This is a genomic window from Dielma fastidiosa, from assembly GCF_000313565.1.
Taxonomy (GTDB): domain Bacteria; phylum Bacillota_I; class Bacilli_A; order Erysipelotrichales; family Erysipelotrichaceae; genus Dielma; species Dielma fastidiosa.
Genome location: NZ_HE578928.1, coordinates 248,246 through 268,972, shown reverse-complemented (window position 1 = coordinate 268,972; position 20,727 = coordinate 248,246). Strand labels below are relative to the sequence as shown.

Below are 20,727 nucleotides of genomic sequence, written 5' to 3'. Positions count from 1 at the left end.
TCCCACTTCTTTAAAGGAGAACAAATAAATGGAGACTAAAACGATAAATTCATTCCCTAAGAATTTCTTATGGGGAAGTGCAACCGCGGCTTTTCAATGTGAAGGTGCAGCTTATGAAGATGGCAAAGGATTATCAGTTATGGATGTGAGGGAACAGAATCCAAAGATCTGTAATTATGAAGTAGCCAGTGACCATTATCATCACTTTAAGGAAGATGTGGCATTAATGAAAGAATGCGGTTTAAAAGCTTATCGCTTTTCAATTGCTTGGACACGGATTTTTCCTCAGGGTAACGGCAATGTAAATCAGCTTGGCGTTGATTTCTATAATCGTTTAATTGATGAGCTTGTAGCAGCCAATATTACCCCGATCGTTACAATTTATCACTTTGAATATCCGCAGGGATTGATTGAACAATACGGCGGCTGGTTAAGCCGTAAAAGTATTGATGATTATGTTAATTATGCATCTTTTCTGTTTAAAACCTATGGTGATCGGGTGAAATATTGGATTACCATTAATGAACAAGATCATGTTGTACATATGCCTTTTAGATTAGGGTTAAAGGGCGATGATTTATATGAGAATGAAAAAGCTGGATTTCTTGCCAATCATCACATGTGTATAGCAGCGGCTAAAACATTTAAAGCATGTCATGAACTTGTGGAGGGCGGTAAGATTGGTCCTGCCGTTTGTTTTGATATGATGTACCCAACATCAAATCGGCCGGCGGATATGATGGCATGGCTGGATGCTATGGAAATTCGTAATTATTATGTTCTTGATTTAAATGTTAAGGGTGAATATGGCGGTGTCTTTAAGCGCTATTTAGAGGACCGCGGCTGGATGCCAAAGCTTCAAGAGGGGGATTTAGCCTGCCTGAAAGAAAATAAACCGGATTTTATCGGCTTTAATTATTATGCCTCAAAAAGTATTTCAGCATATCCGCTGAGTGATAAAAACAAAATCGGTGATATGGTTATAAAATTACTGCCTGCAGAGGAAGCGGGTATCTATAAGGTAGTCAAGAATGAAAATTTAAATGCCACTCTTTGGGGCTGGGAAATTGATGATATAGGTCTTGAGGGTGTGTGCCGCCTTTTATGGGAACGTTATCGTCTGCCGCTGATGATTACCGAAAATGGATTTGGTAATAAGGAAGTAATGCCTGAGGAGGGGATGATTCAGGATGATGACCGTATCGATTATCTGCACCGTCATTTACTTGCGGTGAAGCGGGCCATGAATGTTGGGGTAGAATTTATCGGCTATTGTAACTGGTCGTTTATGGATATTGTTTCCGGTCATTCTGGTTTCTCTAAACGATATGGGCTGGTTTATGTGAATCGTGATGAATTTGATTTGAAAGATTTATCACGCTCAAAGAAGAAATCATTTTATTGGTATCAAGAAACAATTGCCTGTAATGGTGAAAATATTAAATGAGAATGAATACTATAAGTTTAAAAAGGATTGGTATTTATTTCTTGGGACTTGTGATACTTTGTCTTGGTGTTGTTTTAAATACAAAAACGAATCTGGGGGTTGCCGCAATCAATGGCATTCCATATGTACTGGCTAATACAACATCAATATCTCTGGGAACAGCTGTCTTAATGATGTATTGTTTATTCATTGCTGTCCAATGGTTAGTGAAAAAACGAATTGATCTGCTGACGCTGCTGCAGCTGCCGATTTCCTACTTGTTTGGCAGAATGGTTGATGTCATTAACCTATATGTTCTGCAATTTGAAGCCGGTTCTTTTATTGAAGGAATAGTTATGTTAGCGGCAGCCATTATTTTAGTGGCATTAGGAACTACCTTAGTTGTATCGATGAATTTAGTGCCCAATGCTCCTGATGGGCTTGTACAGACGATTGCCGGACGTTGGAATCAATCCTTTGGCAAAGTGAAGCTGATTTTTGATGGCTGTTGTTTATGTATTGCGGCGATCATTTCATGGTTGATGCTTGGCAATATTATCGGTTTGGGATTTGGCACTGTTTGCTCAATGGCATTGACCGGCCCTCTGTGTTCTTGGCTTAAGACAAGGTTTTCTCAATGGAAGGTGCTGTCATACTCAGAAAATGCTGTATAATAAGAATTATTGGTTCATGCTTACTGAATAAATAAACTTGCTCGTAATTAGCTGTAAATTCATTATATACAGCGTATACGAGCATTTTAATTTCTATTTGAATAAAAGCTTTCTGATGCAATTACCCTTTGAGAAACTATTCTAAATAGAGGATTCGTGGTAAAATAGGGCGGTAAGGATGATCAGCATGAAAATAAAAGAAATCATTGTAGTTGAAGGAAAAAACGACAGTAATGTACTTAAAAGTCATTTTGATTGTGATACGATTGAGACACAGGGTACGCATCTGGGTAAGAAGACGCTGGCGGCGATTCGTTTGGCAAATGAAAAGCGGGGAGTCATTATATTTACCGATCCTGACGCGCCTGGGAATAAGATCAGAGATGCCATCAACAAGGCAGTACCTAACTGCAAGAATGCATTCATTGCGAAAGGCAAGGCGCATACGACAAAAAAGGTTGGTGTAGAACATGCGAAGCGTGAGGATCTTGAAGAATCGTTAAAAAATTGTATGACTTATACAGATAAGATTGAGGAAACAATCAGTTGGGATGTATTTAATGCCCTTGGTTTAAATGGCAGAGAAAATTCGGCTTGGCTGCGTGAGCGGATCGGTGAGCGGCTGTTTATCGGCAAGGCAAATGCCAAGACGCTGTTTAAGCGGCTGAATATGGTTCAGGTCACAGAAGATGAATTAAGAGATATGATTGAGGAGGAAAAGGATGAAAGTAATAGCGACACCGTCAAGAACCAAGGAAATTCTTGAAAAACATAATTTATATGCGAAGAAAAATTACGGTCAGAATTTTCTGATTGAACCGGGCATCGTCAGTAAAATAGCGGCAGCGGCAGTGACAGCAGGCAAGTGCGTAGTCTTTGAGATTGGCCCGGGTATCGGCGCGCTGACACAGATGCTGAGCAAGGAAGCGGATAAGGTTGTAGCTTTTGAGATTGATGAGCGGCTGCCGGAAGTGCTTGCTGATACGCTCGCGGATTGCGATAATGTTGAGGTTGTTCTCCAGGATTTTTTAAATATTGATTTAAAAGAAGTGACTAAACCCTATTTGGATGAGGGATATGAGGTGGTAGTGGCGGCCAATCTGCCCTATTATATTACTACGCCGATTCTATTTAAAATCTTTGAGGCAGACGCGGGTATTTCACAAATAACGGTCATGATGCAAAAGGAAGTGGCGGATCGTTTCGCGGCAAAATGCAATACGAAGGACTATAATGCGCTCAGTGTCATCACGCAATATCGCTGTACTGTTAAAAACGTGCTGAAGGTTCCCAAAAATGTATTTAATCCCAAACCGAATGTAGATTCAGCGGTGCTGCAGTTTCGGTTTAAAGAAAATGATCCGACAATCAATGAACCAATGTTTTATAAATTAGTGAAAGGCTGCTTTACTCAGCGACGTAAAACCTTGCTGAATAATCTCTTTGAAACAATTGGTGATAAGGAATTAGCGCGCAAGGTGCTGACGGACAGCGGTATTGATCCTGCCAGAAGGGCAGAAAGCTGCGGGTTGGAAGAATTTATCGGTCTATATAGGAGTGTGGAAAATGCAGGAATCAGCTTATGCGAAGATTAATTTAAGCCTGGATGTCGTATGCCGCCGAACAGATGGATATCATGAATTGTCAATGATTATGCTGCCTCTGACCTTTCATGATACACTGAGTATTGAATTCAGTGATGAGGATTGCTGGACAAGTGATAAAGCCATGCCCTTTGATGATACGAATACGATTGTCAGAGCTGTAAAGCTCATGCGTGATACTTACCAATTGAAACAGCATTTTAAGATAGACTGTCATAAGGTAATACCGATGCAGGCTGGTTTGGCTGGCGGCAGTGCGGATGCGGCAGCGGTAATGAGAGGAATCAATCAGCTCTGTAATTTGAATATACCTGACAAAGATTTAGCCGCGCTTGGTAAACAAATTGGCGCCGATGTTCCATTTTGTGTCATCAATAAACCGGCTTATGTCAGCGGCATCGGAGAGAAGATTGAGCCCTTTAAACCTGTCTTTGATTATGAAATCATATTGGTGAAACCAGCGATGGGTGTTTCAACCGCCAGCGCGTTTAATTTGCTTGACTTTAAGAGCGCCAAGCATCCTGATATCGCCAAGATTGTATCAGCGTTAAAAGAGGGGCACGATGAGGAATGGCTGCCGCTCATCGGTAATACATTAGAACAGCCGGCATTCAAACTGGTACCGCGGATCGGTGAGCTTAAACAGCAAATGATGGAAGATGGTTTCGATGCGGTTTTAATGTCCGGCAGCGGCTCTGCATTATTTGGCTTAACTAGAAATCATCAGCTGATTGAGGAGATAATCGCATCAAATCCTTATGCAGATTGTGTCTGTTATCATACAAATCTTTTAAAATAAGTATAAATTTGTGAAAAAGTATGGAATTGTTATAAAAACACCTTTTTTTAAATTGAAAATTTGGTAAAATAGTGAGGGAGGGTTTTTTAATGAAAACTGCAATCATTTTGACCGGAACCAGTTTACAGGAACAAGACTTCTGTCTGCGTGAAATCTGCGGCAAATCAATGCTGAAAACAACAGTGGATCATGCAATTCAGGCAGGTGCAGAAAGTATTGTTGTTGTCAGTGAATCAGAAGCAGTTAAAGCGGCGGGATTTGAAGTGAGCCCGACGGTTGATTTCAGCAGTCAAGCTGTTGGAACCACACTTGTCTTGAAAGGAAATATGCCATTATTAAAAAGTCAGACGATGGCTGAGTTATATCGGCTGGCGGATGAACAAGGTTCATGTGTTTTGAATGATGAGAATGTTGGTATTTTTTGTTTCAAGAACGGATTACAGCCTGACTTGTCAAAAGCGGCAAGCGTGAGTGCTGAACCATGTGAATGGTGTGAAGTGAATGATTGTGCATCGCTTTATGAGGCAGAGCAGACACTAAGAATGCGGATTAATCGATCATGGCTGAATCAAGGCGTACAGTTCCTTGATATGAATACAGCCTGTATCAGTGAAGATACCGTTATTGGTGAAGGCTCTGTTATTTATGGCAATGTAGTGATTTACGGGTCGTCAAAGATTGGTAAAAATGTTAAAATACTCCCTGGGTCATGGCTGGATCATGCGATTCTCCATGATGATGTTCTGATTGATGCTTCTAAAATTGTGGATAGTGAGGTTGGCCGCGGCACAACGGTAGGCCCGTATTCACATCTGCGCAATCATACAAGCATCGGTGAAAATGTGCGTATTGGAAATTTTGTGGAATTCAAAAATTCAAATTTTGGTGAAGGAAGCAAATGCGCGCATCTGACTTATATCGGTGACAGCGATGTTGGCCGTAAGGTTAATATTGGCTGCGGTGTAGTTACGGTGAATTATGATGGTAAGCATAAATTCAGAACAACGATTAAGGATGGTGCTTTCGTAGGCAGCAATGTAAATATCATTGCGCCGGTAACTGTTGGCGAAAAGGCATTGCTGGCAGCAGGAAGTACGATTACTGAAGATGTTGCCGACGGTGCTATGGGTATTGCCAGAACCCGCCAAAGCAACAAAGAAGCGTTTGGATATGATTATTTAAACAAAGGAAAGTAAAAGGGGTAAAACAAAAATGGTAAAAGATACAGTCATTTTCGCCTTAACATCAAGTGTTGAATTGGCTAATGAAATTGCTGAGCAGATTGGTCTGCCGCTTGGAAATTGCGATGTAAAGCATTTTGCTGATGGTGAAATTATTGTTGAACTAGGCGAATCTGTCCGTGGTAAGCATGTTTATATCGTACAATCCACTTGTGCGCCAGTATCAAGCAATTTGATGGAGCTTTTAATTGCTATTGATGCTTGCAAACGTGCGTCAGCCGCTACGATCAACTGCGTAATGCCGTACTTTGGTTATGCGCGTCAAGACCGCAAGGCTCGTCCAAGACAGCCAATTACATCTAAACTGGTTGCTGACTTGCTGGAAAAAGCAGGAGCCAGCCGCGTAATTACAATGGAGCTGCATGCTACGCAGATTCAGGGATTCTTCAATATCCCGGCTGATGATATTTCAGCGTTGTCAATTATCGGCAAATATTTTAAAGAAAAGAACCTCGATGATATTGTCGTTGTATCACCGGATCACGGCGGTACGACTCGCGCGCGTAAATTAGCTGAAATGCTGCATGCGCCAATCGCTATTATTGATAAGCGCCGTCCTAAACCAAATGTTGCGGAAGCAATGAATTTAATTGGTGAGGTTGACGGAAAGACAGCAATCATCGTTGATGATATTGTTGATACAGCCGGTACTTTAATTTCTGGTGTCGATATGCTGTATCGTATGGGTGCAAAAGAAGTATATGCAAGCTGTGTTCACGGTGTATTATCCGGCCCAGCGATTGAACGTCTGGACAATTCAAGAATTGTAGAATTTATTTGTACAAATACAATCCCTCAAAAATCTAAACAGGCATTGCTGCCTAAGATGAAGGTATTGTCAGTAGGATTGATTCTTGGTCAAACGATTAAACAAATGGAAGAAAACAAGTCAGTAAGTGAGATTCTTACTCAGCTTGAAGCACAATAGGCTGGCTTATGAATCATTTATTATTAACTATTACCATGATGGCAGGCGAAGTTGTTGAACATACTTCATATATTGAAGGCATTGTTAATGATATCGTACCTGAAATCATCGGTTTAATCGAATTGATTGGTATCTTTGTAATTACGGTGGGTTCATTAAGAGCTTTTGTTCTCTATGTTCGCTCATTGCTTTATAAGAATCATTTCCCAGTGAAGCTGGCTTTAGGTAACTCATTGGCATTAGGTCTTGAATTTAAGATGGGTGCAGAGATCCTGAAAACAGTTATCATCAGAAGTACAGATGAAATTTATATGCTTGGCTGTATCATTGTCCTGCGAGCACTGTTATCTGTTCTGATTCACTTTGAGGTAAAATCAGAAAAAGAACACGGCGGTTCTGAGGAAGTAACGGCATCGGATTATTAAAAACAGACGTTAAAAAGGAGTTAGGGTTAAATCCACTATCTCATGAAAGTAAATCTTCAAAGAGCAGGCGGTTCCATCAATGCATGGTAAATGCCTGCTTTTGTTGTGGGAATATATAATTCTAAGTTCCATTTATGTGAATTGCTTGACAAGTCTGTATATGGCATATACATTGTAAGTATAGGAAACTATGAACGAAGGTGGTGGGACACTTATGGATTACTTTTTCTGGCATAATGTTGACAAATATCTGAAAGAGAAGTTTGGTGAAAAAGTTTATAATCGCATGTGGGCCTACGTTTTCATTGCTATTTATGTAGTATATTTTGTTTGTATTATCAGCGGTGTTATGTCTTTTACGTTATCATTTTTCATTTCAATTTCTATATTAACTGCATATTTTGTTACATTATATATTTTCGAATATTACTATGTCGTTAAATTAAAAAAAACATTGTTTATAATTGTTATGGCATTCAATATAGTAATCCCAACATGTACCTATTTCTGGGCTGGCAGTGAAGATTATTTAAGAGTAGCCTATGCCTTCACTCAATGCGTTGTCTTAAAACAGGAAGATATAGTATTTATCAGCCCCAAACTACTTGAATGGAAGCCAACTGGACATAGAGCTGTGTATTACGATATTTATATGTTGAAGAAACAGCCTACTGTTAAGAAAATGATGGAGGTTATAGGCAGTGCCCTCGGTGAAGTTGAATCCTATACTTATGTGGATTATTATAAACCTTTGGGCAAGTATGCTGATACGTATGATATTGTGATTAATGATCAAAGTACAATCATATTCGTAGAAAAACATGTCGAGTATGACATATTGATGGTTGATATTGGGGAAATTAAAGGGGATTAATAAATTTATGTTGAAGATAGTGTTATGCTTTAAAGCATGACTTTTTTGTTTTTAGTGTTATACATCATGGTTCTGTTTCTTAGGCTGCAACTCTTTTACATGCGGACTGTTTACATCAATGTAATTATTACGTCTATTTTGTTCTCTGAATTCAGCCGGTGTAATATTGAAATTTTCAGCAAACAAACGATTAAAGGTACGTATACTTTCAAAACCACATTGCTTTGATATTTCACTAATGGAAAGATCAGATTGAACCAACAAGCGTTTAGCACCACTTAACCTAAGTGAATTAACATAAGTTTTAAAATTAATGCCAATTTGTTCAGAACAAATATGCGAAAGATGATATTTAGATATACCAATATCGTGACTAGCCTTTTCTAAGGTGATTGGCTGATGACAATTCTCAGATAGATAAGCCATGATTCTGTCGGCAAGTATCATAGAAGCATTATCATCTTTTTTCATTTCACATTCATTTAAGAAATAACCAATAAGCACGGCAAGATAACCAAATTGCTGAAATTCTAATCCCCTGCCTTTAGGCAGATGAATTAACTCATTGGCAATATTTAAAATTTGTTTACGCTGTTCATCATTAGCTGCTTTCAGGCATGACGAAGTCAGCTGCTCCTTGGCAGCCATAATTTTGAAACGATGAAATTCCTCTTTCGTAAAAGTGATTACCAGCACTTTAGAATGTACTTTTGTATAGTAGCTGTGAGTTACATAATCTAAAATCAGACACATATCACCAGTCTCAAGTACCTGAATATCATTATGAAGTGATATAACAAGTGAGCCTTCAAGTATTACAATCACTTCAACTTGCCGATGGGCGTTCGGTATGTATTTAAGATCATCAAAGACATTCAGAAAGAAGGGGTTCACATTTCGAACCTGCAAAGGTATATAGTCTTTAATAAGACATCCCTCCTTAATTATAATAATATTATAACAGGTGTCCGAATATAAAAGACACTTGTTTTTCAAAAATTCGCAATTTTTGTCCATTTGTTATCATAATTTTATGAAATAATTTTCAGTAATGAAAAATATGTGAAAAATCAATGAATATCGGCTAAATCTTTCATTTTTATAACTAGCAATCTTCTTTTTATTTGCGTTTTTATCGAAAAAAAGTATTTGAAACGCACAAAATTTGTCTTGAAAAACGATGCGTTTCAGTCTTGAAAGTGTGAAAAAAGCCTGATTTTAAAACTTTTAACTGTTGTTTTGTCCATCTTTTTTTGACAGGCATCGGTTTTTTTTAATATAGTAAAGACAATTAATAATGAAAAGGAGACAGGGTATGAGTAATCAATTAAGAATGCAGAAAGCAATGGATACAAAGGATGCTGCTGTCATTAATCAAACTGGCATTGAATTAGCGGCAGAAGGATTTTATGAGGATGCGATTGATTTATTAGGTGAAGGGCTGTGTATGTTTCCCTTCGATGAGAAATTAAGAGGTTCACGCGGCCGTAAATATATTGGGGCTTTTAATTATATGGCATCGATTGCCGATCTTTCTTTGGCAACTCGGCTGAATCCAAATGATTGGGAGCATTGGTATTACATGGGAGTAGCTGCCTATCTCGGTGGTAAGTATGAGCTGGCAAAGGATTGCCATAAAAACAGCCGTGAGCTGATGATCAAATACAATATAGAAGCAATACCGGCAACTGTTGATTGGTATTGGATGGCCTGCATGAAGCTGGGACAGAAAGAGGAAGCTGAAAAGGTATTGGATAATGTTTATGAGGGTATGCCCTCTGAAGACGGCGATTATTTAGCCCGCACTTTATTGTATAAAGGTATCTATAAGCCTGAAAATTTTGTTGAGGAGCATATGTGTACGGGTTTGAGTGAAGAGCGTACCCGTATTTATTATCTGATGCTGAGTTACGGACTTGCCAATTATCATCATTATCTGGGAAATCAGGAGGAGGCAGTGAAAATCTGTCAGATGATAGCTGCAATTCCTGATCATCATAATTTATTTGCTTATGCGCAGGCAAAACAGAATCTGAAAGAATGGGGCGCTGAATAACGCCGCTAAAAGGGGTGTAAGAGATGATTAAATATACGATAAAACGATTACTGCAGCTGATACCAACATTGTTCGTATTGACGTTCATTATTTTCTTTATGGTACGGCTGATCCCAGGTGATCCAGTAGAAATTATGCTAGGTACATCCGTTGACCGATCACATATAGAGGTTGAACGTGAGCGTCTTGGTTTGAATGACCCGCTGCCTGAACAGTATGTCAATTTTGTCGTTGATGCGTTGCATGGGGATCTTGGCACGTCCATCGTATCCGGCAAAGATGTCGGGGCAGAAATCAAGAAACGCTTTGTGCCTACCTTTATCTTGGCGCTTGGCGGTACTTTGGTAGCTGCTGTTATTGGTGTTATATTTGGTATTATTGCTGCAACACATCATAATAAATTCCTTGATAATTTTATTATGGTTATTTCGCTGACCTCAGTATCCACCCCATCATTCTTCCTAGCTTTAATATTAATGCTTATTTTTACGGTTTGGCTTGGCTGGTTTCCTAGTGTATGGATGGGTACCTTCAGTTGGAAAAGTATGGTGCTGCCTATTATGACATTGGGAACACAAGCCATAGGCTTTATGACTAGAACGACGCGATCCGCAATGCTTGATGTCATTAATCAGGATTATATCCGGACTTCTAAATCAAGAGGAATTCCTAATAAGATTGTTGTCTATTCCCATGCATTGAAGAATGCCCTTATTCCAATTATTACAGCAATAGGTCTTCGCTTTGGCGGCTTGCTGGCAGGCGCTACATTAGTTGAAACAGTATTCTCTATCCCTGGTATCGGCCGTTATTTAGTTGATGGGGTCGGCAACCGTGATTATCCCGTCATACAAGGTACAGTACTCGTTCTGGCTGTAACCTTTGTGGTCGTAAATACTGCGGTTGATTTGATTTATGCATTTGTTGATCCGCGGATCAAGTACGATTAGGAGGCGATGATATGTTTAAAAATCCTAAAGTTAAACGTTTTATGAGACGCAAGGTTTCGGTTGTCGCATTGATCGTCCTGCTGATTTTTCTTGGTATTGCTTTAATAGGACCATTCTTGTGCTCCCATGATCCATTAGCGCAGGATCTGGCAAATAAATATTCAGGTATTTCAGCAGAGCATTGGCTTGGCACAGATAATTTAGGCCGTGATACTTTTACCCGTATGGTATATGGAGCACGCATATCATTGACCATAGCCTTTTGTGGCGTTTTATCAGGCAGTGCAATCGGCATTATGCTGGGTGTCTGCGCTGGTTATTTCGGTGGTAAGATTGATTCAATTATTTCCAGAGTCCTCGATGTTATGCTTGCTTTCCCTGGCTTGCTGCTGGCAATTACCATTGTTGCAATCCTCGGCAATGGCACAATCAATACAATCATGGCAATCGGCATCTTCTGCATTCCAGGTATTGCCCGTATCGTCAGGGGTACTGTTATTTCACTTAAAGGCTCTGAATATGTACAGGCGGCCAGAGTAATGGGTGAGTCTGATTTTAAAATCATCATTCGTCACGTTTTACCTAATTCAATCTCATTGATTATTGTAAATATAACCTTAGATTTAGGAACATCGATTCTGACCGCTTCCTCCCTCTCTTTTTTAGGATTGGGTGTACAGGCACCGAATCCAGAATGGGGAGCAATGTTATCACAAATGCGTGAGGTGATTCGATCTTATCCAATCGGCGTCTTTGTACCTGGTTTGGCGATTACCTTTGTTGTATTGAGCTTCAGTCTGGTAGGCGATGGTCTGAGGGATGCACTCGATCCAAAGCTGAAGAACAGTTAGGAGGATAGTCACATGACAGAGAAAAGCAATGACAAACTCCTCGAAGTGAAGGATTTGAAGACTTATTTTTATACAGAAGAAGGTGTGGTACCTTCTGTTGATGGTTTAAGTTTTGATTTGCATAAAAATGAAACTTTAGCAATTGTAGGTGAATCAGGCTGCGGCAAGAGTGTCACTTCACTTTCAATTTTGCGTCTGATTGCTAACCCAGGGAAAATTGTGACAGGGTCTATTAAATATAATGGCGAAGATCTGGTAAAAAAATCAGAGAGAGAAATGATGAAGATTCGAGGTAAGGATATTTCAATGATATTTCAGGAACCAATGACTTCATTGAACCCTGTATTTACGATTGGACATCAGATTTATGAATCATTAAAATATCATGAAAATGCTGATAAAAAAACTGGTTTAAAAAAGGCTGTTGAACTATTAAGAAAGGTTGGCATCCCTGATGCGGAAGAAGTGGTAAATGAATATCCGCATCAGCTGTCAGGTGGTATGCGTCAGCGTGTCATGATTGCGATGGCATTGGCCTGCAACCCTAAAATTCTGATTGCCGATGAACCGACAACGGCGCTTGATGTAACGATACAGGCACAGATTTTAAATCTATTAAAGGATTTAAAGAAGGAAATGGATACAGCCATCATTCTGATTACGCATGACCTTGGCGTTGTTGCGCAAATTGCGGAAAATGTGATGGTAATGTATGCTGGTGAAGCAGTTGAAAAGGCAGATGTTAAATCATTGTATGGTGAGCCGCTGCATCCATATACATTAGGCTTGCTGAAATCGATACCTAATCTGAAAGAGGATAAGGAGAGCCTATATAATATTCCAGGTACTGTACCAAATCCAATGGAATATGCTAAGGGTTGTCGTTTTGCTCCCCGCTGTGAAAAATGCATGGAGCGCTGTATCAATGAATCACCGCGTCCTATATTTAAAGAAAATGGTCATATGGTAAGATGCTGGCTTTATGCAGGAGGTGATCATCATGAGTAAACCCTTGCTGAGTGTGTGTGATTTAAAGGTTTATTATCCAGTAAAAATTAAAAATGGTTTCTTTAATAAGACAGCTTATTTAAAAGCTGTGGATGGCATCAGCTTTGATGTTAATGAGGGTGAAACCTTTGGCATTGTAGGAGAAAGCGGTTGCGGTAAATCTACGACTGGCAAAACAATAGTACGGTTGAATACTCCAACTGAAGGTACGATTGAATTTAACGGTGAAGATTTATTTACCAAGGATAAGCAGAAGCAAAAAGAATTCTCAAAAGCGATTCAGATTATCTTTCAAGATCCCTATTCCTCATTAGATCCACGTTTTACTGTAACACAGATCATTGAAGAACCCATGCTTGTTCATGATATGGGAAATAAGCAGGAACGTCATGAGCGAGTATTGGCGTTAATGAAGGATGTTGGTTTGCGTGAGGATCAATGCAGCAAATATCCCCATGAATTCAGCGGTGGTCAGCGTCAGCGCATCGGGGTTGCCCGTGCCTTAGCTTCTAATCCAAAATTAATCGTCTGTGATGAACCAGTGTCAGCGCTGGATGTTTCAATACAGGCACAGATTCTGAATCTAATGGATGATTTGCAGAAAAAGCATAATCTGACATATATCTTCATATCGCACAATTTGAGTGTTGTGAAGCATGTATGCAGCCGTATTGCCGTCATGTATCTTGGTAATATTGTTGAAGTTGCTGATCGCAATGGTTTATTTGACCATCCATATCATCCATATACCTTAGCTTTAATGAAGGCAATACCAATTCCTGACCCACAGATACAGTCAGCTACAGATGCGCTGAGCGGTGATGTACCAAGTCCGTTGAATCCACCTAATGGCTGCTGTTTCCATACCCGCTGTCCTCGATGTATGAAGATCTGCAGCGAGGTTAAGCCAAAGCTATTTGAAAAAGAATCTGGGCATTTTGTGGCCTGTCATCTCTTTGATGAAGAAAGTGAAAAGAACTATGAGTGAATTAGCAAAGAAAGAAAATCAAATTCAATTGCCTTATACTATTGCTTACAGTGATGAAGTAAAGACATTATCTAAGGCATTAGAAGCAGATCCAAATAATCCCGAATTATGGATGAAAAAGGGTTTAGCTTATAAGAAACAAATGTGTTTTAGGGAAGCAATTGAAGCATATTCAATGGGATTGACTTATGATCCATTTAATATGCTGCTATACCGTCATCGTGGTCATGCTTATGTGAATATTTCACGTTATGCTGAAGCGGCTGCTGATTTTGAAATGGGTTTGAGAATTGATCCGGAAAATTGGGACTGCTGGTATCATTTAGGTCTAGCTTATCATTTAATGAAGGACTTTAAACGAGCAAAGAAAGTATATGAAGGCTGTCGTAAGGTTTCTTATGACGGGGATAGTATTATCGCTGTAACCGACTGGTATTGGATTACATGTATGCGGATGAACGATCCTGAAGCTGCTCAGAAAATGATTGATCTTGTTGATCCGGCAATTGAAACGACTGATTACAGTGGTGGTTATAAAGATCGTGTTATGGTTTATAAAGGTCTCGATACACCAGAGCATGTTTTAGAAGTGGCAGCAACAAAGGATGACCATATGTTTGCAACCTATGCCTATGGCATTGCTGTTTACTATGAAACACACAATGAAATAGATAAAGCTATGAATATTTATCATAAAATCGTAGAGCGTGATGAGTTATGGGCAGGTTTTGCGGAACACGCAGCTTATGAACGGCTTTATCATTGGGATAACAAATAGGAGGATGACTTATGAATAAGTTATTAAAAAGTTTAGGAGCTGTAATGCTGGCACTTTCACTGACAGCCTGCGGCGGTAATGACACACCAAGTGATAATAATGATTCTGAATACAAGGATACGATTCTTTGGGGAATTTCAAATGATCAGGACAGTCTTGATCCGGCAACGAATGTTTCTAATAATGTTGTATTACCGCAAATTTATTCCACATTGATTAAAATTGATCAAAATGGTGCTATTGCGCCTGATCTGGCAACTGAATGGAGTGTTGGTGAAGATGGATTAACATGGACATTCAATCTTCGGGAGGATGTAAAGTTTCAAAACGGCAAACAGTTAACCAGTGCCGACGTCGTTGCAACCTTTGACCGCCTGCTGAATGAGGACGATCCTTATCGTTATACAAGCGAATATACATCCTTTGTTGAATCGGTCACTGCACCTGATGAATATACCGTTGTAGTTAAAACAAAGACTCCATATGGTGCATTTGAAGCTAAAATGGCTTCAGTAGCTACCGGTATACTGGACAGTGATTATATTGAACAATATGGTCATGATTTAGGTAAAACACCGGAATCGGTAAATGGCTCAGGTCCTTACAAGGTAACAGATTGGAGTATGGGTGAGCAAATGGTATTTGAAGCTTTTGATGATTATTTCGGAGGTAAACCTAAGACAAAGAATATCATCATGCAGGTAATACCTGAACAAAATTCAAGAGCAATTGCCGTTGAAACTGGTCAGATGGATATTGTATCAGGCTTAGCGCCAGATGATGTTGTTCGTTTTAATAATGGTGAAGTAGATGGCGTTACAGTATCGATGAATGCCAGTAATGGTATGCATTTATTCCAATTTAATTGTGCAGGTGTATTACAAGATGTTAAGTTAAGACAAGCAATCAGTTATGGCATTGATCGCCAGACTATCGTAGATACGTTGTATGCTGCTATTGGTGAAACACCGGCATTGGCGCCTGTAACACCAAATGTCGTTGGTTATTCAGAACTTGGTATGATTGAATATGATCCAGAAAGAGCGAAAGAATTATTGAAAGAAGCTGGTTATGAAGATGGTTTAACAATTAATGTAATGACAACGGCTGTTTATAATAAGGGTATCGAAATGGCTGAAATCATTTCTGAACAGCTGAAACAGATTGGTATTACCGTAAATATTGAAACAGTAGAGAAAGCTGTATTTACTGCTTCATGGGGTGTAACACCCGATCAGTTTAAGTGGGATATGTTTATCATGGGAGCCGGAGGTTCATCTGATGTTGGTAATGCCCTGACACGTGTATGGCATACTGAAGAAGGCGGTAAGAATGTAAATAATTATGGTTGGTATTCAAATAAAGAAGTTGATGCGCTGCTTGATGAGGGTGCTGTAACAACCGATTCTGAAGCACGTAAGGAGATATATAAAAAAGCCATGCAGATTATCTGGGAAGATGATCCAGTTGGTGTATTTATGAATTATCGCAACAATATCTATGGCTTATCAACAAAGGTTGAAGGGTTCCATGTAAATCCTGGCAATACACCAGACATGATGAACTTTACTTGTAAGAAATAAGCGGTAATCCTATGATTAGAAAAATTGATACAAAGCGTGAATCCAGCCGATTTGTAATCCATCAAGGATTAGCGGTATTTACTGGACATATATCACCCTTCGCTGATGATCTGCGCGGCCAGAGTGAGGATATATTGTATCGATATGAAGAATTGATGAGTAAATTCAATTTAAAGAAGGAAAACATTATTTACTATACTGCATATCTAAAGGATATCAGTAAGGCAGATGAGTTTAATGATGTGTGGAACACATGGGTGATTAGACATCATGAGCCAGCCGGAATTATTGTGCAGGCGGTTCCTAATCAATCCCTCCCTTATGGGGATAATGTTCAGCTAGAGCTTTCTTTAATTGTAGCCATGGAGGAAAATGATGTTGAAAATTGACAGAATTGACAGTAGTAAAGGCGCGAGCCGTATTGTTAAGTATAATGGTATTGCATATTTTACAGGGCATAGTGCGCGTCCTGGCTTCAAAACACTGAAGGAACAAACCGCAGCTGTATTGGCTCGTTATGATGAATTATTTGCACAGCATGGCTTAAAGAAAGAAAACATCATTGTAATGAATGCATATCTTGCGGATATTAAAATGATTGATGAATTTAATGAAGTCTATGAGGCATGGATTGATGGTGTATATGCGCCAGCTGGTGTTGCTGTGGAAGCTAAACCTATGGGTGAAAATAATTTGTTGGAGCTGCAGTTTAATGTAGCTTATGATGAAAGTGAGGAAGCATAATGGGAACAATAATAAAAGAATATGAGGTAGCGAGTCGCAAGCGCAGTGATCTTGAATTAAACGAAGCTGCGGCAGCGTTGAAGCAACAGGTACAGACTGAACCATATAATGATGAATTATGGATGAAACTCGGCCTTGCCTATGCTGACCAAAAACTCTATCGAGATGCCTGTGACGCATATTCAATGGCAATTGCAATTAATCCGTTTTGTGGTATCTATCATCGTCATCGTGCCCATCGTTATTTGTCTTGCTGGCGTTTTGAGGATGCCTGTGCGGATTTTGTAACAGCCTCAAGACTAATTCCAGAGAACTGGGATGTATGGTACCATTTGGGCTTATCGTATTTTTTATTAAACGATTATGAAAAAGCGGCTGAGGCTTATCAGCAGTGTTATGATCTTTCATATGATGATGGCTCACTGATTGCAGTTACTGATTGGTACTGGATTACATTAAATCGTTTAGGAAGAAAGGAAGAAGCTGCTGTTTTACTGGATCGAATTCATGATGACATGGATTATGGAGATAATTATGCTTATTTCCAACGCTTAAGAATGTATCAGGGTAAGCTTCAACCTGATGAATTAATGCCGGCAGACTTAACAACCGCGACATCACTGAATGTAATAACGATGGGTTTTGGTTTAGCTAATTACTACCGTGAATTAGATAATCAGGATAAATATAAAGAAGTACTGCATCTTGTTCTTGAAAAAGGAAAGGATGATATGTATATGGCATTTGCTTACCTTGCTTCAATGGTAGATGCAGATGCTTTGGGTATCTCTTACTAATTTATTGAATTCCCACTTATCAATAATTTATAATCAATCACCATGATTATATTTGGGATATCCATTTAGCTGGACACTGTTCCAGCTTTTTTTGGTTATAATTTCCTCTTCATAATAGATACAAAATAAGAGGTAATACGGGATAGGTTATGATAGAATAACGATAGAAATGAGGTTGAATTATGAATTGGAATGAGAAGCTGCAGACAATTCTTGATTATGTTGAAGAACATCTGCAAAGGCGTGAGGAACCGATTAATAAGAATGAAATTGCTGAGATGGCAGGCTGTTCCTATGCTTTATTTCAAAAAATCTTTGCCTACATGAATGAGATCAGCTTTGCGGAATATGTCAGAAACCGTAAATTGACCCTCGCTGGTTATGATTTGAAGAGCAGTAATATAAAGGTAATAGAACTAAGCTATAAATATGGTTATGATTCACCAACTTCATTTACAAAAGCTTTTCAGCAATTCCATGGCGTTACTCCCAAGGCAGCCAGAATGATGGATGCCCAACTGAAAATTTATCCTAAAATGAGTTTCACTAAAGCAAGTACAATTGCTTGGCGATTGGAAAAAAAGTCAGCTTTCCGTCTGATTGGCAAAAGTCTTAAGCTGCGGGCAGAGGATGAACAGAATTATCAGCTGATTCCTGCTTTTTGGAACCAATGTCAGCAGGATGGTACTACATTTCAGCTTATGCAGAAGAGTGAGGGAAACCCTCCTGGTATCTTTGGCTTATTTGATCAGTATGATGAGCATTCAATAAGCTACAAGATAATGAGTGCGTCGAACGCGGCGCTGCAGGCAGATTGGTGTGAGGTCACATTGCCAGCGCAGACTTGGGCAGTATTTGATTGTTACGGCACACAGCCGGATGCGATTCAGAGGGGCTGGGATTTTCTGCATAATGAATGGCTGGTGAAGTATCCATTTAAACATGAGGACTGTCCGGAACTGGAATGGTACAGTGAAGGTAATGTTTATTCAAAAGACTATTTAAGTCAAATATGGATACCAATCATAGAGGAGGAATAATCATGAAAATGAAAAATACGATGTTAGTTGTCAAGGATATGGAACGATCTAAGAAATTTTACTGGGAGGTAATGGGACTTCGTACATTGGTTGATTTACAAATTCATGCAGTGCTGACCGGCGGCCTTGGTTTGCAGACAGAAGCAAGCTGGCAAGGTTTTATTGAGCAAGAAACCTCTTATAAAGGAAATGATGCCGAAATTTACTTTGAAGAGGATGATTTTGAACCGTTCATTGAGAAACTGACAAAGATGGATATAGAATATGTTCATCCGCCTTATACTCATGAATGGGGTCAGCGTGTGGTACGCTTTTATGATCCTGACTATCATATTCTTGAAGTGGGTGAAAGTATGAAAATCGTTTGCCGGCGTTTTTTAGATGCCGGGCTTGATGAGATGCAGATTGCAAAGAAGACGAGTCTGCCGCTTAAGGCAGTCAGGGCCTATCTGCGTTAAAAATGAGGTAAATACGGTACATTTAGTTTATTGTGATAATACAGGCAAAAAAGGTGAACATGAGCTGGATAAAATTTTAAATGGCAGTAAGACGATGGTTGTCCGCGGTGCGGCAGGCCGTAAAATTCCGCACAGTCGAGTATTTGAAGGTGAAAAGCTCTACTTTATGGAAAAGGGAACGGGGCTGATTAATGCATGTGCGAATGTGACGCATGTGGAAAACCTGATGCGGTTAAGCGATGATGAAATTACTCAGACATTAGACCGTTGCCAGGATAAGCTGAAGCTGAATGATAAACAGCGCGTTCGCTGGCACCGTAAATTCTTATGTCTTGTGGAATTTAATGTTGTACAGGCGATTGAACCAATGGAGTTTGACCATCAGGGTAATATGGATGACTGGCTGATTCTGAAACAAATTGAGGATGTCGTAAAAGGCAGCAGTATCCCATATAATTATGAGCATTCACGATTGAAATAATTTATTGAACTAAAAACGTATCTGCTTCTCAGGAACAGATACGTTTTAGTTTTGCTAATTGTAAATTTTAAATCGTTATTTTAGTTTTTGATAATCGGCTTCTGATACTTTTTCAAGCCATTCATTTGACGCGCCTTCAGCAGGTACCTCAATAGCAAGATGCTGAAACCAGCTGTCAGCGGCAGCACCATGCCAATGTTTAACTTCAGGCGGAATATTAACAACATCACCGGGATGCAGCTCCAGTGCCTCCTTACCCCATTCCTGATAATAACCACGGCCGCCGGTTACTAATAGAATCTGGCCGCCTTTATGGTGAATGTGCCAGTTATTGATCGTCTTAGGCGCAAAAGTTACATTGCCAATCCCAACTCCTTTTGCAGTCAGCATATTGAGGTAACATTCACCGGTAAAATATTGCGCAAAGGCTGTATTTTCTTCTCCAATAGGAAAAGCACTGCCGTCTCCTAAATCTTTATCCATCTGTTGTTTATCCATACATAAACCTCCATTTCTGTTTGGGTACACAATAAGGATATAACCTAGAGTTAACTCTAAGTCAATAAGCTGAATTTTAAAAATGATTATAATTTAGATAATTATGCTTATTTTCCTTTTAATCATGAAGTGCTATAATAATCTCATGAACAGGAGGCAAATTTATGGCTTTATCACGGAAAATGAATGACGATGGCGATGGTATGTTTTTTGAAGGGAAAGATCCTGTTTTTAAGACAACAACTAAAGATGGGGAAGAGGTAATATTCAGTTTGGATTTAGAAGCGGCAGATATACTGGTTTCTGAAGAAAAACAGGAGCAGATTCGTGAATTTGATAAAAAAATTCATGAAACGTACACGATTCACGTTGATGATGAATCTAAATAATTAAAATACCGGCAGTCTTTGAAATAGAAGGCTGCCGGTTATTTATTAGGGTAGGTAGTTTTAATTGAATATGATTATAAACACATGTTAAATATTTTTTCAATATCATTTTGATGCAGCGGTTTAAAACCTAAA

The 20,727-nt window shown here is 39.2% G+C and carries 25 protein-coding genes; 23 read left to right on the top strand and 2 right to left on the bottom strand.

From position 1 onward, the window contains the following. Positions 1–28 precede the first annotated feature (28 nt). The 9 genes from DAHG_RS13160 to DAHG_RS13120 all read left to right on the top strand — a co-directional run bounded on the left by DAHG_RS13160 (position 29) and on the right by DAHG_RS13120 (position 7,971). Complete coding sequence (locus DAHG_RS13160; RefSeq protein WP_022938816.1) at positions 29–1,447, top strand: glycoside hydrolase family 1 protein; 1,419 nt, start codon at positions 29–31, stop codon at positions 1,445–1,447. Between the two features lie 2 nt (positions 1,448–1,449). Further along, complete coding sequence (locus tag DAHG_RS19635; protein ID WP_146211888.1) at positions 1,450–2,100, top strand: YczE/YyaS/YitT family protein; 651 nt, start codon at positions 1,450–1,452, stop codon at positions 2,098–2,100. Between the two features lie 187 nt (positions 2,101–2,287). Continuing rightward, the gene (rnmV, locus tag DAHG_RS19630; protein WP_051151208.1) at positions 2,288–2,866 is read left to right on the top strand and encodes a ribonuclease M5; all 579 of its coding nucleotides are present in this window, start codon (positions 2,288–2,290) and stop codon (positions 2,864–2,866) included. Further along, a complete protein-coding gene (rsmA, locus tag DAHG_RS13145; RefSeq protein ID WP_022938813.1) occupies positions 2,823–3,695 on the top strand; it encodes a 16S rRNA (adenine(1518)-N(6)/adenine(1519)-N(6))-dimethyltransferase RsmA in 873 nt (290 codons plus the stop codon). The genes rnmV and rsmA overlap by 44 nt, the downstream gene beginning before the upstream one ends. Further along, the gene (ispE, locus tag DAHG_RS19625; protein WP_022938812.1) at positions 3,667–4,503 is read left to right on the top strand and encodes a 4-(cytidine 5'-diphospho)-2-C-methyl-D-erythritol kinase; all 837 of its coding nucleotides are present in this window, start codon (positions 3,667–3,669) and stop codon (positions 4,501–4,503) included. Before rsmA ends, ispE begins: the two co-directional genes overlap by 29 nt. Positions 4,504–4,592: 89 nt before the next feature. Beyond that, a complete protein-coding gene (gene glmU, locus DAHG_RS13135; protein WP_022938811.1) occupies positions 4,593–5,699 on the top strand; it encodes a hypothetical protein in 1,107 nt (368 codons plus the stop codon). A gap of 16 nt (positions 5,700–5,715) precedes the next feature. Beyond that, the gene (locus DAHG_RS13130; protein ID WP_022938810.1) at positions 5,716–6,672 is read left to right on the top strand and encodes a ribose-phosphate diphosphokinase; all 957 of its coding nucleotides are present in this window, start codon (positions 5,716–5,718) and stop codon (positions 6,670–6,672) included. Positions 6,673–6,680: 8 nt separating this feature from the next. Then, positions 6,681–7,097: a DUF1622 domain-containing protein gene (locus DAHG_RS13125; protein ID WP_022938809.1), complete on the top strand. Its 417-nt coding sequence runs from the start codon at positions 6,681–6,683 to the stop codon at positions 7,095–7,097. Between the two features lie 214 nt (positions 7,098–7,311). Then, positions 7,312–7,971, top strand: a complete 660-nt coding sequence (locus tag DAHG_RS13120) for a hypothetical protein (RefSeq protein ID WP_022938808.1) — start codon at positions 7,312–7,314, stop codon at positions 7,969–7,971. A gap of 57 nt (positions 7,972–8,028) precedes the next feature. Here DAHG_RS13120 and DAHG_RS20620 read toward each other — a convergent pair whose 3' ends face one another. Continuing rightward, positions 8,029–8,865, bottom strand: coding sequence for a helix-turn-helix transcriptional regulator (locus DAHG_RS20620; protein ID WP_161650539.1), 837 nt, complete (start codon positions 8,863–8,865; stop codon positions 8,029–8,031). A gap of 421 nt (positions 8,866–9,286) precedes the next feature. Between DAHG_RS20620 and DAHG_RS13110 the strand changes: the two genes are divergently transcribed. The 13 genes from DAHG_RS13110 (at position 9,287) to DAHG_RS13050 (ending at position 19,705) form a co-directional block, all read left to right on the top strand. Continuing rightward, positions 9,287–10,027 carry a tetratricopeptide repeat protein gene (locus tag DAHG_RS13110; protein WP_022938806.1) on the top strand — a complete coding sequence of 247 codons (741 nt, stop codon included), beginning with the start codon at positions 9,287–9,289 and terminating at the stop codon, positions 10,025–10,027. 23 nt (positions 10,028–10,050) lie between these two features. Next, entirely contained in the window at positions 10,051–10,977 is a 927-nt protein-coding gene (locus tag DAHG_RS13105) for an ABC transporter permease (RefSeq protein ID WP_022938805.1), read from the top strand. Between the two features lie 11 nt (positions 10,978–10,988). After that, on the top strand, positions 10,989–11,828 hold the full coding sequence (locus DAHG_RS13100; RefSeq protein WP_022938804.1) for an ABC transporter permease: 840 nt from the start codon (positions 10,989–10,991) through the stop codon (positions 11,826–11,828). A gap of 12 nt (positions 11,829–11,840) precedes the next feature. Continuing rightward, positions 11,841–12,836 (top strand): ABC transporter ATP-binding protein, encoded by a 996-nt coding sequence (locus DAHG_RS13095; RefSeq protein WP_022938803.1) that lies wholly within the window; start codon positions 11,841–11,843, stop codon positions 12,834–12,836. Next, complete coding sequence (locus DAHG_RS13090; RefSeq protein WP_022938802.1) at positions 12,829–13,824, top strand: ABC transporter ATP-binding protein; 996 nt, start codon at positions 12,829–12,831, stop codon at positions 13,822–13,824. Before DAHG_RS13095 ends, DAHG_RS13090 begins: the two co-directional genes overlap by 8 nt. Then, entirely contained in the window at positions 13,817–14,602 is a 786-nt protein-coding gene (locus tag DAHG_RS13085; protein ID WP_022938801.1) for a tetratricopeptide repeat protein, read from the top strand. Before DAHG_RS13090 ends, DAHG_RS13085 begins: the two co-directional genes overlap by 8 nt. An 11-nt stretch (positions 14,603–14,613) precedes the next feature. Next, positions 14,614–16,185: an ABC transporter substrate-binding protein gene (locus DAHG_RS13080; RefSeq protein WP_022938800.1), complete on the top strand. Its 1,572-nt coding sequence runs from the start codon at positions 14,614–14,616 to the stop codon at positions 16,183–16,185. A gap of 11 nt (positions 16,186–16,196) precedes the next feature. Continuing rightward, positions 16,197–16,574 (top strand): Rid family hydrolase, encoded by a 378-nt coding sequence (locus DAHG_RS13075; protein WP_022938799.1) that lies wholly within the window; start codon positions 16,197–16,199, stop codon positions 16,572–16,574. Next, positions 16,558–16,929, top strand: a complete 372-nt coding sequence (locus DAHG_RS19615) for a Rid family hydrolase (RefSeq protein ID WP_084744575.1) — start codon at positions 16,558–16,560, stop codon at positions 16,927–16,929. The genes DAHG_RS13075 and DAHG_RS19615 overlap by 17 nt, the downstream gene beginning before the upstream one ends. Beyond that, positions 16,929–17,726 carry a tetratricopeptide repeat protein gene (locus DAHG_RS13065; RefSeq protein WP_022938797.1) on the top strand — a complete coding sequence of 266 codons (798 nt, stop codon included), beginning with the start codon at positions 16,929–16,931 and terminating at the stop codon, positions 17,724–17,726. Before DAHG_RS19615 ends, DAHG_RS13065 begins: the two co-directional genes overlap by 1 nt. A gap of 182 nt (positions 17,727–17,908) precedes the next feature. Beyond that, positions 17,909–18,766 carry an AraC family transcriptional regulator gene (locus tag DAHG_RS13060; RefSeq protein ID WP_022938796.1) on the top strand — a complete coding sequence of 286 codons (858 nt, stop codon included), beginning with the start codon at positions 17,909–17,911 and terminating at the stop codon, positions 18,764–18,766. Between the two features lie 2 nt (positions 18,767–18,768). After that, a complete protein-coding gene (locus DAHG_RS13055; protein ID WP_022938795.1) occupies positions 18,769–19,224 on the top strand; it encodes a VOC family protein in 456 nt (151 codons plus the stop codon). After that, positions 19,172–19,705: a hypothetical protein gene (locus DAHG_RS13050; protein ID WP_022938794.1), complete on the top strand. Its 534-nt coding sequence runs from the start codon at positions 19,172–19,174 to the stop codon at positions 19,703–19,705. Before DAHG_RS13055 ends, DAHG_RS13050 begins: the two co-directional genes overlap by 53 nt. Before the next feature lie 75 nt (positions 19,706–19,780). Here DAHG_RS13050 and DAHG_RS13045 read toward each other — a convergent pair whose 3' ends face one another. Further along, positions 19,781–20,203: a cupin domain-containing protein gene (locus tag DAHG_RS13045; RefSeq protein ID WP_022938793.1), complete on the bottom strand. Its 423-nt coding sequence runs from the start codon at positions 20,201–20,203 to the stop codon at positions 19,781–19,783. Positions 20,204–20,367: 164 nt separating this feature from the next. Here DAHG_RS13045 and DAHG_RS13040 point away from each other — a divergent pair, with 164 nt between their 5' ends. Next, complete coding sequence (locus DAHG_RS13040) at positions 20,368–20,592, top strand: hypothetical protein (RefSeq protein ID WP_022938792.1); 225 nt, start codon at positions 20,368–20,370, stop codon at positions 20,590–20,592. Positions 20,593–20,727 lie beyond the last annotated feature (135 nt).

Coding starts and splice junctions, on each gene's coding strand:
- DAHG_RS13160 (WP_022938816.1), top strand. CDS start 29: ATGGAGACTAAAACGATAAATTCATTCCCTAAGAATTTCTTATGGGGA.
- DAHG_RS19635 (WP_146211888.1), top strand. CDS start 1,450: ATGAATACTATAAGTTTAAAAAGGATTGGTATTTATTTCTTGGGACTT.
- rnmV (WP_051151208.1), top strand. CDS start 2,288: ATGAAAATAAAAGAAATCATTGTAGTTGAAGGAAAAAACGACAGTAAT.
- rsmA (WP_022938813.1), top strand. CDS start 2,823: ATGAAAGTAATAGCGACACCGTCAAGAACCAAGGAAATTCTTGAAAAA.
- ispE (WP_022938812.1), top strand. CDS start 3,667: ATGCAGGAATCAGCTTATGCGAAGATTAATTTAAGCCTGGATGTCGTA.
- glmU (WP_022938811.1), top strand. CDS start 4,593: ATGAAAACTGCAATCATTTTGACCGGAACCAGTTTACAGGAACAAGAC.
- DAHG_RS13130 (WP_022938810.1), top strand. CDS start 5,716: ATGGTAAAAGATACAGTCATTTTCGCCTTAACATCAAGTGTTGAATTG.
- DAHG_RS13125 (WP_022938809.1), top strand. CDS start 6,681: ATGAATCATTTATTATTAACTATTACCATGATGGCAGGCGAAGTTGTT.
- DAHG_RS13120 (WP_022938808.1), top strand. CDS start 7,312: ATGGATTACTTTTTCTGGCATAATGTTGACAAATATCTGAAAGAGAAG.
- DAHG_RS13110 (WP_022938806.1), top strand. CDS start 9,287: ATGAGTAATCAATTAAGAATGCAGAAAGCAATGGATACAAAGGATGCT.
- DAHG_RS13105 (WP_022938805.1), top strand. CDS start 10,051: ATGATTAAATATACGATAAAACGATTACTGCAGCTGATACCAACATTG.
- DAHG_RS13100 (WP_022938804.1), top strand. CDS start 10,989: ATGTTTAAAAATCCTAAAGTTAAACGTTTTATGAGACGCAAGGTTTCG.
- DAHG_RS13095 (WP_022938803.1), top strand. CDS start 11,841: ATGACAGAGAAAAGCAATGACAAACTCCTCGAAGTGAAGGATTTGAAG.
- DAHG_RS13090 (WP_022938802.1), top strand. CDS start 12,829: ATGAGTAAACCCTTGCTGAGTGTGTGTGATTTAAAGGTTTATTATCCA.
- DAHG_RS13085 (WP_022938801.1), top strand. CDS start 13,817: ATGAGTGAATTAGCAAAGAAAGAAAATCAAATTCAATTGCCTTATACT.
- DAHG_RS13080 (WP_022938800.1), top strand. CDS start 14,614: ATGAATAAGTTATTAAAAAGTTTAGGAGCTGTAATGCTGGCACTTTCA.
- DAHG_RS13075 (WP_022938799.1), top strand. CDS start 16,197: ATGATTAGAAAAATTGATACAAAGCGTGAATCCAGCCGATTTGTAATC.
- DAHG_RS19615 (WP_084744575.1), top strand. CDS start 16,558: ATGATGTTGAAAATTGACAGAATTGACAGTAGTAAAGGCGCGAGCCGT.
- DAHG_RS13065 (WP_022938797.1), top strand. CDS start 16,929: ATGGGAACAATAATAAAAGAATATGAGGTAGCGAGTCGCAAGCGCAGT.
- DAHG_RS13060 (WP_022938796.1), top strand. CDS start 17,909: ATGAATTGGAATGAGAAGCTGCAGACAATTCTTGATTATGTTGAAGAA.
- DAHG_RS13055 (WP_022938795.1), top strand. CDS start 18,769: ATGAAAATGAAAAATACGATGTTAGTTGTCAAGGATATGGAACGATCT.
- DAHG_RS13045 (WP_022938793.1), bottom strand. CDS start 20,203: ATGGATAAACAACAGATGGATAAAGATTTAGGAGACGGCAGTGCTTTT.
- DAHG_RS13040 (WP_022938792.1), top strand. CDS start 20,368: ATGGCTTTATCACGGAAAATGAATGACGATGGCGATGGTATGTTTTTT.